A 15,368-nucleotide genomic window follows, 5' to 3' on the forward strand; every position below is an offset into this window, starting at 1 on the left:
CTTTCATGAGAACAATTCTTATTTTCATTTTATCCAATAGATTATCTCTGTTTTAATCTTATCACTCATTTTTAAACTTCATTCACTCCATCACTATAAAAAGAATGATTCTCATTCCTATCATGCGCAACTGAAAAAAATCTCATCAGGTTTTTTACCCATATAACCAAACATTTTCATCGGAATATCTGTGGTGATATCTATCCTAACAACTATTCCGTTAACGAAAACAGTTAACTGTTACCCTATTCCATTTCGTTTTTTTACAAAAAAACATTGTTTTTATTTTAATAAGGCGATAGAGATTTGTCTGTTTTATTTTCATCAGTATGGTTATGTTATGTTTTTTAAATTTATAACAGGTTAATGAAATGACAGGTCTGAATTAATGAAATGTTAATGGTATTTAATGCAACGGGAGAAATGAGAAAGTGATGAAATAAATTTCTTCTTATGGTTCGAGGTTAAATACTTAAAGATGGTGGATTGTTAAATCCCCTGAATAGGCGTTCAGGGGATTGTTTGTTGTTATATTAATTAATCACTATTTTCCCAATTTAATTTGCACTGGATGATTTGAAATTACCGGTGTAAGTGTTACGTACATTTCTATGAGTGGCTGCGGATTGGTTAATATCTTGCAATAATACATAGGTATCTCTGCCTTGATGTTTCATTGAAACAACTTCGAACTGTGTTTCCCTAGGTAGTAATATTTCCGCTTGTCCCGATTGTGGTCCACTGACTCTTAGTTTTAATTTTTCAGCAAGGCTTTTTCTTGAATCGTTTAAATCCATTTTAAATACTTGCTCCTCGCCAGCATTATTATACATAGATGCTGCTGAGACATTGACACCCGCATTCGTTAAAAATGCCATCTTGACGTATCGAGTTTCACTGGTTTCTTTTTTGTGAACAAAATTCAGAAAACCACGATGGGCCGATGTTGATAAATAAGCGTTATCCGAAACGATATCACCAACATTAATACTATTTCCTTCCTGTGGCGAGTGCCAAGGCGATGGCGTGGAATTATCTACATAGGTCATCACCCGATAAGTTACCCTCATTTGTCTATCTTGTAGGGAAGATAATGTGGCGTCTAAACTTTCCACTGCTGGCGTAATACGATTTTCCCTTATCGCGGCATTAATTTGTGAGCTATCTGTGGTGTAGTTTTTAATTGGGCTAATATCTACACTAGGGTTGTTGGTCAATGATTCATGGGCTTCTTGCTCTGTTTGGGCAGCGATAGCTCTTTGGCGTTTGAAAGTTTGAGGTTTAGCCATTTTTTTATAAACAGCTTCTTCCATTCCCGTAAAGGAACCCTGTTTTATTATCGCTTCTTCTGTTCTGTTGGCCGGTGATAATCCCTGAACATCAAATTGCGTCACCGGGTTATTTCTCACCATGCGATATAAATTCAGTCCATCAATGGTTCCTGCCGGGTCTGCACTTAACCATCTGCCCGCCCACGGTTGGTAATAACGGTAGCCATAATAATACAGCCCGGTAACATCCCGCTCTTTACCAGAATAACGAATGGTTTTATAGCTGGCTTCGGTTTGATTCCTTGCCGCCCACAGCGCTGTACCACCAAATGGATAATATTCTTCTTCACTGATAATTTGTCCGTCGCTATCTAATTGAAGTTGGCTGGAGCCAATAAGATTATCGTAGCTGTAACGAAGCTGATTGTTATTAATATCTTCTGGTTTACCGCTCTCCCAATGCAATACTCGGACTTGCGCGCGGCCGGCTTTACCGAGTGTGATAACGTGTAACTCTTCTGTTGTTGTGGCGTTGTTCTGGGTTGTACGTATTTCCAGCCCCGGTAGATAAGTTACCCTTTGTTGTTGCGGGATATTCTGAGTTTGTTGTTCATTCACTTTTAGCTGGCGTATGCCGTTGCTATCGTAGCGATACCACTCATTTCCTGCGCTATTGTTGGCTTGTTTCAATTCGCCTCGCGGTGTCCAAGTTAGAACTTGGCCGGATAACAAGCTGGTTTGATGGCCTCCCGCATCAAATAAGGCATCGACTTGAGTTGGATCTGCGGTCAATGTGCTGAGTACCGCGCGGTTGCTGCGATTTGAAACCGTTATATCCGTCGTGTAGTTATTTTGCGCGGCTGGTGAACTATGCTGAATTTTCGTCAAATTGCCGCCACGGTCATAAGTATAAGTGCGAGTATAGTTGGTGTAGGTATTGTTATCAGAAGGTAGCGCCGGAGAGGGAAGTTGGTTGCTTTGCTGACCGATATTGGCCATCTCGCGCCCGGTGGCGCTGATAAGCTGATACAGGGAATCGTAGGTATAGCTATTCTCCGGGGCTACTTTCTGATTGCGCCAAAAGCGAGTGGCTTCCGCATCATTACGGATACTAATGACATTGCCTACTGGGTCATATTGATAGCGTAGGTCTTGCAACACCTTGGCGTCTGATGGACGGCGAGTGGTAATGCCGATAAGCCGTTGGGTTTCCGGTTCGTAGCTGTATTCAGTGACAATCCCGTTACCGTGCTCTTCACGTAATTTTTGCCCGGCGGCGGAGTAGGTTAGCGATTTGATAATCACCTGTTCCGCCTGACCTTTGAGTGTTAACCAACTCCCTTTTAGCTGCCCGGCCACATCATAGGCCAGCCGCTGAATGTTGCCTTTGGCATCGGTCTGGGTCAGTAAAGCCCCGGTGGCATCAGTGTTACTTTGGGTGATATAGACATCACTACTCAGTTTTTGTTGCCAGAGGCTCTGGTCTTCACCTGTCCAGTCGGCATCCTGGTTATCGGTAAGCAGTTGTTGAGATTGTGATAGAACGGCGCCGGTCAGGGCAAGGCTGTTGAGTTGAGTGAGTCCTGCGGTATCGTAATGGCGGACGCACTGACCGGCAAGGTTGTGGTCTTTTTCTTGCGGCGTATTGCCGGCCCAGATAAGGCGCTCGGTCGTTTTCTCTTCTGCCTGTCCTTGTTCGCTGATAGCGAGCAGGCGACCGGGCAGGGTGTTATCTTCGTAGCGATGGTTTTGCCGGACACCGGCTGCATTGATGGTCAACACCGGGCGGCCTTCAATATCGTTGAGGGTAATCGTCCGACCGGCATCGACGCTCTCTGTTCGCAGGATATTGCCGGTCAAATTATGTCGCCAGATAAAATTCGGTTGTACAGCGTTGTTAGTCTGTTTGGCGTCATACAGGCGAGGATCAATGCTTTGGTTCAAATATCCGCCGGCATTATATTGATGGCGGGTAATACGGGTATCGGTATTTGCTTCTGCGGTAGTGCGGTGAAAACTAATATTACGGATAGCTAGTCCACGGTTATCGTGAACACTGACGGTAGGCGTATGGTGATAAAGTTTTGGGTCAATGTTTTCCATATTTACTTCCTTTGTTATGTTAATTGCATTCAGTCCTTTTACATAATAGGGATAATTTTTCTATTCAGGTACTTGAAATAACAGTGGCATGTAAGATGAATTTTAATAACAGGCCCTGATTAGGACCTGTTACGGGTGATAGTTATTCGAGAATAGTGTAACGAATGTGCAGAATAATATCGGTCAGCATCTGTAATATATTTTTTTGTTTACTGGCGGCATTGGGGAAACTTAGCGTGAATGTCCCTTTGTCATTAATATCGATCCCTTCAAACGGCAGGAATTTGCCATCGTTAAAATCGAGCTGAAACTGACCGTTGTCATTCAGGCCGTGGGAGACCGCCAAGGCTTTACAACCTTTAGCTAGCCCGGTGGCATCGCCACCATAAGACAGGACAGCCTGAACATCTTGATACGGTCCCAATAATGCCGGTAAGGAGACGCTAATTTGTTTAATGCGGCGTGTTTTACCTAACTGCATCTCTTCCGGGTAGTCATCTTTGAGTTTCAGATCTTGCAGGGTTAGCGTCGCGGATAGCGTATTGTTGGTTAATTTCAATTGATTGCCGTCGTTACCGGCGGAAGTCTCTTTATCTCCTTGTAGCAACGCTTCAATTTTATCTTTTAATGCAAAGCTTTTCTCCCCTAAGGATTGGTACACCTGCGCCAGAGAAACCGTGCGTTCCACTTCCAGTGCGCGTTGCTCTTGTTTCAGGTGCGCGTCTTCCATTTGCGCCAGGTTCAACATTAGGGTTTCTCCGGCGAGCAGGCCGGCATAGGTTCCCTGCCAGGCTCCCGGTTTAATAAAGCGTGCAGAGCTATCATTAGTTTCCCAACGGTAAGCTTGTTCTGCCATCAAACAACGGGCGACGACTAAATCGTAAAATTGGAAATAAATGGCTGCTAACCGACCACGTAACCAATTATACAGCGCTTGATTGCTGAATTTTCGTTGCAGGAAAGCTAGTTGCGCTTGAGTTTGTTCCTGTTGGGTTTTTAGGCCGGTTTTCTGTAATACCGCCGCTTCACGGCGTACCGTTAGTGATTTAAGTTGAGCATCGATTTGTTTCATCTCTGCTTCGGCATTATTACGCTGGATTTCCCACTCTTGACGGCGACGGCGCCATATTTCAGATTGCGAGACTTTCTCTGCTTCAATTAACAAACCTTCTGCGGCGATACCGCCACCAATCGCAATGGCATTGGCAATTGCTCCATAGCGCGTCCCCCCGACTGCAAAGCCGTAGATATTGGGCACCATCTCCAGTGCGGCGGCAGCCATGTGCAAGCCTTTCAATCCTGAGGTAATACTTTGGGAAGCTATTCGCATATCCAGAGCTTGACGCTCACCGGCGTTGACATCTTCGTCATATAATTTGCTGTAGTTGTCAAAGCGCGATTTTGCTCCGGCTTTGGATTTTTCCAGCACAGTTTTTTCAGCATCTATTTCTTCGATGGTTTTGTCTTGAATGCTGAGCGTTGTCAAAATCAACTCTTTGGCTTGATTTTGCAGCAGAGCATTTAAGGATTCAGCATCTTGGCGTTCAATAATATTTTGCAACGTGGAGCCGAACTGTATTAGCTGAGTGACCATACTACGGGCATTTTCCAACATATGCGGGAAGCGCCACAGTGATATAAATGACTCTGGTAGTTTGCCGCCGCCTTGAGAAGTAGCAACGGCGGCGCTGAGTAACGCTTTCGGATCGGCCGGTGTGGCGTAAATCGGTAGGTGGAGAGGCTGACCATCGATAGAGAGATTATGACGTAAGTTATACAGACGCAGTTCCAGTTTGTTCCAGTAGCTCAACATAACGTCGTTGATTTGTGGCAGGAAAAGATCGGTCAGGGTATTAGCGGAGCGCAATAATAATGCTGGTGTTTGCGTGCCTTGCCGTAGAGAGGTTATTGCGTAGGCGTGTGCTTTTTGTGTGGTAGTGGCTGCGGCATTGTCCAGACGTGGATCATTCCATACAGAACTCAGAGGCAGATAGGGTTTATTGCCCAACAGGTGCAGTGCTTGCATATACCACATTTTGGCTTCGTTCAGCGTATCCCGCTCAAGTTGGCGATAGGCGTGATCGCCGCGTGCCATCAGTAGATCGAGAGTACGCATAAAGGTGGCTACTTTATAGTGCATTGGATCGTGCTGTGCCACTGCGTCAGGATCGACGGAATCCAAAGGATCACTGTTCCAACTGGTGTTTTCCAGTAATGGGCGCACATTCCAGTGGTAGTTTTTAATTTGACCTCGAACAATATAACCGGATGGGCTCCAGACATATTTTAGCCAACGGTTGGCTTCATCAAAGTTTTGTTCATGTAGCAAACGTTGAGCAACCATCATCGGGGTATAGTAGAACAGTTCCCAGAAGTAGAGACTATTAGCGCCGCTGAAATCCATTGGTTCCGAGACAGTTTGTATTACTCTGGCTGATGCAAGCCCTGGGAAGGTCCCATTCTTATAGGTAGTGTCGAATGTAGCGGGTTTATTATTATCCTCTTTAACGAATCGAATGAAATTTGTTTCCACTTTTTGATAGGCCGCGTAAACATAGAGATTGTTTTTATTTCCATAAGCGTTATCAACGCGAGGTAAGAATAATTTTACTGTTGTTTGTGTAATATCGCTTAATGCTCCCTGATAAATAGGAAAATGATCACCTGCTTTAAAAATATCACCATATATAATCTTAAATGATTTATTAGTGCCGTGGATATCAGGATTATATTTATCCAAAATGAGTTCTATATAAGCGCCTATTCCCATCATCGGTTCCTGAATATTCTGAGTTTCCATACTTAGAATTGTATCAATACCAGTATTAGCTCGTTCAACTAATTGGCGAGCAAATAGCGTATTAAGGCGAATGCGATAGGCTCCCCATTGCATATATTGAGCGCCATTCTCGTCATGAAAAAGAGTTAGAGCATTATCGGTTTTAACCTTTTGAATAACAGGGATATTGAAAATTTCATAACCCAATTTGCGTCCATCATCTGCCAGTGCGGTAAAAGTGACATCAATACTGGCTGAATTGTTAGTAAAATTCAGATTAGAGCCATCTATTTCGAGAGCATTAAATTGGTAACACATTTCTTCAAAGCTAGGTGATGGCTGAACGGAGACATCTTTATTCGCTGTAAGAGAGTATTCTTTGCCAGCTTTAATTGTGATTTGAACCTTTTCAGAAGAAATTGCTGTGTTGATATCTACTGGCCCGGAAACATCAGTAGCAGTCCCTTTACTGTCAGTCATATAGATGTATTGCTTAAGATCATCCGGTTTATTCACAGAATCTTCAGCACAATCATCACCGATGTTAGCATTTTCATTGATTAAAGAACGTCCTGCCCCAGGAATCCAAGCCGCTACTTTAGATGAATAACTCGTGTCTCGATGGAATAATAGTCTCCCTTGAGCAAGGCCGCTAGTGTTTCCATTATATTGATAGACTGGGTAAAACATGAATCTATTTGATGAATTATTCGGATTGATTCCCAAACTAGTATAAATAATGAATTTATCACCCAATTTGCCGTATTTCTTTATTAGATTAGACTGAATGCGCTCTCGACCTTCTTTTCCATCATGGATTATTCTTAATTTTGGTGAAATATAGATTTTCAAATCATTTGATGTAACTTTGTAATTGATAACTATATTTCCGCCATATACCTGGCTAAGATTATATTCCCCCCAATCATGGCTATTGCTATGATTGATCAATGAAGGAATTTCATAATCCTCTGCATAGCGATTATTTATTCTTATGACGCTATTAGTATCAGAATTAGTATCGAAATGTGTATAACCGTTATCTCGATAAGAATTGCATTGTTCATTGGTCATATCTTTGGAAGACATATCGGAGAAAATATAAAATCCTTGCATTGGTGCAGTTTTATAATCATCCAATTTCTCTTTTTTTCTATAAAACATGATTAATAGTGTATCTTCCCCTTGATAACCTGCGCAATAGAGTCCAGGTGCTTGAGATTTTGTCAGTTCTAAAGCTAGTATTTTTTCATCTACATCAAAGGTGATTGGCACATTCCAGGTACCATCATAACGAATATGAGCCAATTTTAATTCATAGTGATAGTCTGTAGTGACTTTATTATCCTCCTTTTGTTTAGCTGTTTCTTTTTGTTCCAGCCAAATCAGATATAATCGGGATTTATAGATAACTGGGCGAATGGTGCTTTGGTAGGGATTAATTGCGCAGTCAATTTTGTGCCATTCACTCCAGGCATTAGCAGCGAATTTACCGTCGTTGAATTTACTGTGATCGACGCTGCGCCAGTAATATTGATTAACTTCTGTTTTGCTGTTCCCGATAAAATAGGTCAGTCCTTGGTCATTATTAACGTTATCATGATAAGCACTAATGACTTCCAAATTAGCGACTTGTTCAAACGAGGTCAGGTAAGATTTAAATGCATCTTCTACCGTATCGGCATTTAATTGGCTCTGGCTGACGGATTGCAATAACGTATCCATCATTTTCGTTTGTCCGATACGCATCGTCGGGTCGATATAATTTTCGGGATAGTAAACTAATTGTGAAACGCCAGCCCAAGTACTGTAACGTTTATTATATTTATCCCAATCGATAAAAAATTGACGGGTAATAACATCAGAAACGGCATGGATTTCTATATTTTCCAGCGCTCGGTTGACATACAATTGGATACTGGCAATGGCTTCGGCAATACGTGTAGTTTTTATTTCAGCGGAAACTTGATTATCAATCAGTAAGTATTGGTATAAATCGTCACGGCTTTTAATTGATGCTGCCCGATTAGCAACCTTGCCAATATAATAGTTGCTTAATGCGGTACTGCGAGATTCGTCCAGAAATACGTGTAGAGTATGAGTTTGTTGAGTGTCTAACCCGGCAGTTAATGCTATAGCTGCATTTTCCCATTGGGCATAAGTCGGTGTTTTTTGAGCCGGTTTTATATAATCCAATGCTATTAGAGGGGAAATACCTTGTGGGGAGATATTTAAATTACTGGCTATATTAGTCCATTGCAGAATAATGTCGATGGATTGCCAATTGGAGAATGTATTTTCTTTAGTAACCTGCTTATAATTTTGTGCTTGAATACTGGCTTGTTCCAGTAAATTAGCATCAAGATTCATGGCGTTAGCTAATTTTTCCGCAGTTAAGGTTTTATTTTCAAAAGCCGTTAGAATAGGGGAGGCTTTTTCACCTAGAGAATTAACCCAATTGGCAAAGCGGGTTAGGATGATTAATGTTGGTGCATTATGGGCTGGTGTCGCTTTATTCGGTTCATCAGGGATGCCAAAAATAGTTGGCTTTTCGATAAATAGACGGAAAGCGTTTTCATTAATGCCGGAAGAACGATAAATCATTGTCAATTGTGCCAGACAGTGGCAGTACTGAATAATTTGTTCCTGCATTTCTGGCGGTTTTGACAATTCTGTAGTATCTCTATTTTGTAACCAGATCCAAAATTTTTCTGCCGTTATTTTATTTTCGCTTGGTTTTATCTTATCAGCCCAGAGAAGAATAGAATGTGCGACATTTTCAGATGGTAATTGTAGTGTTGCAGCAATATAAGGCGCGATGGCTGCCAGAAGTTTGGTTTTATTTTTATCGAAGTTCTGTAAGCCATTGTAGACCGTATCGAGTAAGTTTTGAATTTCAGGCGTTAGTGTTTTGTCATAGTTGGTGGTGGTCATCAAAAATAACTGATAGATACTCCACTTTTGTGTATGCAGCCAATTGCTTAGGGTATCGAGTCTGTTTATGAGTTTCTCCAGCTCTTTATCATCAATATCATATAAATTTATTTTATCTTCACCAATAGTTATCAGTAGTAAATACAGTTCATCAATCGTTAATTGATGAATATCTGCCAGTAGTTTAGTCATATAAAGATTGGAAAGATTTTTTATATTATTAGCAATTTTTCCATCGGTATTGTTATGATTGGCAATATGGAGTAAACGATAGAGGGAAATATCATCGACATTAAAAGCACGTTTAAGTACTGCTTTGTGCCAGTTATCGGTACTGTTCAGACTTAGGTCAATATTAGTGTCTTCGATAACGAAATATTGTCCATTGAGTGGCGAGGTATTAAATAGGCGATCAAATTGGCTAGGTTGATTACTATAGGAGTATTGTGAAATGGAATCATTACATAATATTAAGGCAGTTTCCGTACCAATATTGTATTTCTGCATATAATATTTAACTAGAAAGATTTTCCCTAATACTGTCGGGGTAATGTTCTGTTCTGGAATAATTTCATCTAACTTTAAAAACGGCAGATTCACGGCTTGCGATAATAAAATAATTTTATTGATTTTTAGTAAATGTATTTTCTGAGTATTTAGTTCATTATCTGGATATTTGCGAATAAATTGACTGAGTTCTTCATCACTAAAATTATAATAACTTTTCAGATATTCCGGCATTGCCAGGCAGGCAGGGTCAATATCGCCAAAATTCTGTTTATAAATTGCCTCTGCGTTAGCTTCGGTAATCTCTTCTGTCAGAATATTAAACAGTTCTGGTGAGATAGAGTTATTAATTCCTAATAATGAAGCTTGATGCATTAATCCGGCGACCGCCGGTGATTTCTGAAATTGTTCAAGTTTCGGATCTTGTAATTGGATAGCTTTACGTACATTTTCGTAAGCATCATGATAAGGTATCGTGCCGGAAGGACGGAAAGTGGATAACATTTCCATCACCTTAGTATCGCTGTCCAGATTAGACTGATTAGCTTTAATTCCTTTCAACAAAATTTCATTAGACAGAGAAAGAGTGGAAAGTTCGGTATCCATATTTTGCTGGCTGAGCGTCATTGATTGGAGGTCTGGGCGGCGTTCATCCAGATGATAAACGGAGTCGCTGGCATGTAAATTACGTGCTTCACGATAGAGTTCAGTTAAATAAGCTGCGGGGGAGAACATAGAGGAAACCGAACCCGGCGCCACATATTGGCTGGCTCGGCCACCGAATTCACTATTATAGCCTCGTAATTCAGCATGAGGGAGGGTAATACCGAGGTGCACTGCATTTTGCAACTGCGGGTTAGCGCGTTTAAGAATACGAGCTTCATATAATTGATTCTCTTTTTGTTCCTGTTGTGCATCACGATATAAGCGGTTGGTCTCTGACCAGGAGAGATGATCAGAGACTTGCTGACGAAATTCATTAAAAGAATAGTGGCAAATATCTGTCAGACAATTAATACCATATTGGCTTTGTAATACATCAGGTATCTCTTTCACGTATGAGTTCATGTTTATTCCTTTTAAATCATAAGGTAAATGAAACATCCGTGTGATCTCTGTATCATCAATACAATAAGAGAGTGATTCCGTTCTACAGGAAGATGAGGGTAATCACTATGTCACTGTTTTCTTGAAATAGCTGTTGCAAAAAAAGCAGACGCAAAATTTGCAATTGTTTTTTGCTCAAAACTGGATGTGGAAAATCAGTAAAGGCTAGATTTTTTTATATATCGTGGACTGCTTCTTTTGGCAATGGGGTATTTTGGTCATTGCATTCGCCATTATATTTACAATAACTTAATCTTTTATTGAATTTGTAACACTTTGTTACAAAATCTACTTTTTGTAAATTAAAAAAATGAAAATTTTTCTTGCTATTTGGTGATGATTTAATAATCATAACTTGAGTTCCGTCATATGGACAATATGACGGAACTTTCAACTCCTGTTCCCTTATTCAAAGGGATTAATCGATGGGGATACATTTCGTCTTCCTGTCGTTCAACTTGCTATTACTCACGGTATAAGCGGTGTTTCTTATCTGTGGTAATAGGATTTTTACTATCTTGTTTCTTTGGTGACGCAATCAATCACGGCTATTCCTGACAGGATATTGATGCTGATGAAGGTGATTGATAGCCGGGCGGGGAAATCTTGTGAGACTTTCAACGCATGACGTGGGGTCTGCGTGCTTACATATGTAACGTTAAAAGAAGGAAGTAAAACTAATGGGTATATCAGATCCACGCTTGTGTCTTGATTGTAAACGGTTTTTGAAAAACTGGGTGGAATTTCAGCTGGTGGATGAACAGGGAAAACCGCTGGTCAACATGCCTTATCGCCTGATCAGTCGCGGAACCCCAGGTTATGTACGCCAGGGGACAACCGACGGTTTCGGTGTGCTCAGAGAAGAGGATCTGTTGCCTCATCCGGTAACTTTGTATATCGGCGCCCAACCACTGGCCGACGAAATGGAGCAGCGCCCGTTGCGGGAAAAACGGGGAGAAGAATTTTCAGTGGTGAAACCAAAAGCAGAAGCCGAAGGCCATCAATATCGCTATGTGACTATCGGGCAGATTAGTGATGGGTTGCCGGCGCTTGAGGATTGGAATGATCCTAACAATCTCCTTCCTCCCTATCATTTTCCTAATTCGGAACCAAAAGGTTATCAGGTTCATCCGTTAAATCGCCGGTATGTGCTAGAAATATGTCCTTTTCGAGCTTGGGTTTTGCAACTACATCACCAGAAGGAATACTCAATTGTTAATGCCTATAACCAGTGTTTAATGAGTGTGCTGGCTTATGCCGGTAAGGATGTTGATGTTGAAGGCTCTGTACTTCACTTTTTTAACCGACAAATGGTGGATGTCTCAAAACTGCCTTATCGGATGAACGATGTTTCTGCAACGCCTGTGGTTTATGATGTGCCGTTTAGTAAACGTTATACCCGGATAGAGTTTATTGATTCAAAAACGGCAGACAATAAACAGGGTGATACTCGACTGTTTTATATTGCCAGCAACAGTGATGTTCTTGTTAGTTGGCGGGGCACAGCCAGTCTGGAGAATGACCTGACTGATATTACCTTCCAGCCATTAAGTTTGAGTTGCGATGATGAGAAAGCCCTGTGCAGCGGGTTTATTCAACGTGGCAAAGCGCATAAAGGGTTTTGGGAGGCATTCAGTTTGGTTGGGAAGTTAAAAGTTCCCAGTGAAAAAACTAAAGTTACAACAGTATTCAGCGATATCTTGGATTTGGCTAAAAAAAGGAAGTTATTTATTTGTGGGCACAGTCTGGGAGGGGCGTTAGCATTACTACATAGTGCACAACTGAAAGAGCACAATCCTTGTCTCTACAGTTACGGGATGCCGCGAACATTAACCCGCAGTGCAGTACAAGAATTATCTGCTATTATCCATTATCGTCATGTTAATGAAAATGACCCCATTCCTTTGGTGCCTTTTGAACAGGATATGGATAATGTTTTCTTCAATTATTGGACGCCGGCGGGATATGACTGGGAAATCATGAAATTATTGTCTCCCTCACCGATTATTCAGGCAATTAAGCAGGCGACAGCCAGTAAGGAAATTTACCTGCATCATGGCAAAGTGGTTCATTTTTTAAAGGCCAGTGCCTGCCCGGAATGGCTGATTGCCGCCAGTAATGTATCGCTGATAACCAGATTGAGTGCAGAGGAAATATTAAGTAATATAACAAAACTGTATTTAATTCCTGAACTGAATAAAGAAACAGAGCACTTCTTCTCTCAGGCCGGTGAACAGCAAAATGCTTTGTTTAATCAACTAAGCCCGCAAGAACAGGATAAACTGTTTGATGAAAATAAAAATCCTGAGTTAAAAGACAGAATAAGTATTCTTAATCACTTCTCATCTAAATATGCCGGTTATATTGATGCACGTCTTAAAGAGTTATGCGAACCAGATAAAATAACGGTTTACCAGGACAGTCAGCGTCAATTTAAGGAGAAAATGGATGTTTATAAGAGGTTCATACCCGATGCTGTTTACTACCGTAATCTCTGTTTTCTGGAAATGGATAAACAGTTAATAAAATCATTGACCGTCAGTCAGCAGGAAGAAAAAGGGAAACTGGCCTTACAGTACTACTGCGATGGTAAGGAACTTTCAGCATGAGGATATTAAAAATAACGCTGTCCTTATTATTTCTCTATTTTATTTACTGGGCATTTGGTGATACCTTTTTTAACTGGTTGTTTCCCTTTTCATCTCTCGGAAAGGGGCCGTTGATTACTGTGGAAGGCATAGCGCCGAAATACACAAAACCGTATGTGTCGGCAGAATATATCTCAAAATCTTGTCTTGAGTATGAGTTTAGTGCGACGATGACGCCTCATAAGGTACCGACTTATAACGGATTGAGTCTAGATGTAAAGGTTAATCCAGAGACCGGTTATTTTCAGGAAAAATTACCCTTTAATGGCGGAGGTTGGTGTAAATGGAAAATTGACCAAGCCTCTGTGGCGGTGGGTTATACTGATGTTAGCCATCTGATGAAAGATGCTATTCCCTATGCAGGGACAGGATTAACTGCATTTATCAACGACGCGGCCAGAACAAATATTAGCGAAATTGCAGCATTGAATACTATAGATTTCAGCCCGGTTATTTACCCTGTATTAAAGATAGTTGATGGGCGTCCAAATAGAATTTTCTTGCAGGGGGTGGTGGATACGTATCCTTTTCGGTTGAAATTAACGTCAGGAGCGGAATGGAAAATCATCTTTAAGCCTAAGTTGGATGAAACCAAAATGCCGAAAATTATTATCCCACCGGGTAAAGAACCTTCAAGAGTTGAATACCCTGATGGCAGAATTGATTTAAACAGAGATTCTATTGATTACTGGAAAATAAAGTAGTGCTAACAGCGTTTCCAGTAAAAATCACTGACCGTGAGCCAGTAGGAAGAACAAGGGGAACTGGCCTTACAGCATTACTGTGATAAACAGGAACTGTCCGTATGAAAATATTGAAAATAACGCTGTCCTTATTATTTCTCTATTTTATTTACTGGGCGTTTGGTGACACTTTTTTTAACTGGCTTTTTCCTTTTTCACCTGACGAGGAGAAATAGTTGATCACGGTAAGGCGTCGCGCCTTAAGTATCCTGCCAGACCGCTTTGTGCTGTGCAGGTTCAATTGGAAGCTAACTTGATTATCGATAACCTGGAGGATGTATGAACACTTCTATGAACTGGAAACAATGGCTGACTACGCCTAATAAGCCACCTGTTTTCTTTATGCTCAATTCACTGGCGGAACCTAACCCGGTGGCGCTCTTTTATCGTAATGACTGGGTAGAGCAGGCTTTTCCGCTATACAGCAATACACCAATGGATCACCTGCTGGCGCAAAGCCCTTGGCTGGTTCAGCCTAAGTCAGGCTGTCTGTCAGTAATCGGTCATCTGCTTGATAGCCATACCCTGAGCGATAACAGTTGGGGTTGGGCTTATCGCAGTGAGGATTTATGGGCGCGACAGCTTAATCATTGGCGTTCACGTCAGCAGGTGATATTACAGGAGAAACAGGTGCTCTTACGCAGTATGGATGCGCGTATCCTCGGTCAGTTATTACCGGCAATGATCGTCAGCGATTGGTCGGCATTTTTGACACCGGTAAGTGAACTCATGATCGATATGCCCGAGCCGCAGATTTATTATCGGCCTGAAAATTGTGGTCACGGTGGGAGTGAACAAACCTTTGTCTTGGGCGACCATTTAATTGAGGCTTGGTTACATTCTGATTATGCTTTTCAAGGTCAGGTATTCGCACTTATTAGCGATTTATGGGAAAACCACGGTGAATTGGCTGATAAGCTGGATGAGCCAGCAGGGAAATTACAGGAGCGGATTATTGATTGGCTGAAATCGCGTTTAGAAAGTGGATGTAATATTAGTCACCTGACCAGTGCGGATTATTTACAGACGCTCGATGAACAATATACGGGCATTAATTAGCGAGTAATAGTCAATATTTTACGAATTTATAAACCTATCATTATGGCGATTTTAAACAAGAAGAAATGCGGTTAGTTTCTTCTTGTGAAATATTAATCAATTGTGGTTGATGTAAATTATATAATTTATTTAATGTTATATTGAGGTTGATTTAATGTAAATGTTTTTGTAATAAATTGAAATATAAAATATGAATGATAATGAGATATATTTATAT

Annotated in this window: 5 protein-coding genes; 3 read left to right on the top strand and 2 right to left on the bottom strand. The window is 41.1% G+C overall.

From position 1 onward, the window contains the following. Nucleotides 1–557 precede the first annotated feature (557 nt). On the bottom strand, nucleotides 558–3,374 hold the full coding sequence (locus tag EAE93_RS11380; RefSeq protein WP_214039684.1) for an RHS repeat domain-containing protein: 2,817 nt from the start codon (nucleotides 3,372–3,374) through the stop codon (nucleotides 558–560). Between the two features lie 142 nt (nucleotides 3,375–3,516). Further along, nucleotides 3,517–10,662 carry a Tc toxin subunit A-related protein gene (locus EAE93_RS11385; protein ID WP_214039685.1) on the bottom strand — a complete coding sequence of 2,382 codons (7,146 nt, stop codon included), beginning with the start codon at nucleotides 10,660–10,662 and terminating at the stop codon, nucleotides 3,517–3,519. 719 nt (nucleotides 10,663–11,381) lie between these two features. Here EAE93_RS11385 and EAE93_RS11390 point away from each other — a divergent pair. From EAE93_RS11390 to EAE93_RS11400, 3 genes are all read left to right on the top strand, one after another. After that, nucleotides 11,382–13,310 (top strand): lipase family protein, encoded by a 1,929-nt coding sequence (locus tag EAE93_RS11390; RefSeq protein WP_214039686.1) that lies wholly within the window; start codon nucleotides 11,382–11,384, stop codon nucleotides 13,308–13,310. Next, nucleotides 13,307–14,053, top strand: coding sequence for a hypothetical protein (locus tag EAE93_RS11395; protein WP_214039687.1), 747 nt, complete (start codon nucleotides 13,307–13,309; stop codon nucleotides 14,051–14,053). Before EAE93_RS11390 ends, EAE93_RS11395 begins: the two co-directional genes overlap by 4 nt. Before the next feature lie 318 nt (nucleotides 14,054–14,371). Beyond that, complete coding sequence (locus EAE93_RS11400; protein WP_214039688.1) at nucleotides 14,372–15,151, top strand: DUF4123 domain-containing protein; 780 nt, start codon at nucleotides 14,372–14,374, stop codon at nucleotides 15,149–15,151. Nucleotides 15,152–15,368 lie beyond the last annotated feature (217 nt).

The organism is Photorhabdus akhurstii, from assembly GCF_018448925.1.
In the GTDB taxonomy this organism is placed as follows: domain Bacteria; phylum Pseudomonadota; class Gammaproteobacteria; order Enterobacterales; family Enterobacteriaceae; genus Photorhabdus; species Photorhabdus akhurstii.

Bases quoted from the DNA above. Each gene is read 5' to 3' on its own strand.
- EAE93_RS11400 (WP_214039688.1), top strand. From the start codon at position 14,372: ATGAACACTTCTATGAACTGGAAACAATGGCTGACTACGCCTAATAAG.
- EAE93_RS11390 (WP_214039686.1), top strand. From the start codon at position 11,382: ATGGGTATATCAGATCCACGCTTGTGTCTTGATTGTAAACGGTTTTTG.
- EAE93_RS11385 (WP_214039685.1), bottom strand. From the start codon at position 10,662: ATGAACTCATACGTGAAAGAGATACCTGATGTATTACAAAGCCAATAT.
- EAE93_RS11380 (WP_214039684.1), bottom strand. From the start codon at position 3,374: ATGGAAAACATTGACCCAAAACTTTATCACCATACGCCTACCGTCAGT.
- EAE93_RS11395 (WP_214039687.1), top strand. From the start codon at position 13,307: ATGAGGATATTAAAAATAACGCTGTCCTTATTATTTCTCTATTTTATT.